At 52.9% G+C, this 255-nt stretch carries 1 rRNA gene; it reads left to right on the plus strand.

Features of this window, described 5'->3' with window-relative positions:
* Nucleotides 1-255, plus strand: a 23S ribosomal RNA gene (locus NNO03_RS22645); the annotation flags it as partial.

Raw genomic sequence — 255 nt, forward strand, 5'->3', positions numbered from 1 at the left:
CTAACTGGAGGACCGAACCGACTAATGTTGAAAAATTAGCGGATGACTTGTGGCTGGGGGTGAAAGGCCAATCAAACCGGGAGATAGCTGGTTCTCCCCGAAAGCTATTTAGGTAGCGCCTCGTGAACTCATCTTCGGGGGTAGAGCACTGTTTCGGCTAGGGGGTCATCCCGACTTACCAACCCGATGCAAACTGCGAATACCGAAGAATGTTATCACGGGAGACACACGGCGGGTGCTAACGTCCGTCGTGAA

The organism is Citrobacter sp. Igbk 16 (assembly GCF_028069755.1).
In the GTDB taxonomy this organism is placed as follows: domain Bacteria; phylum Pseudomonadota; class Gammaproteobacteria; order Enterobacterales; family Enterobacteriaceae; genus Citrobacter.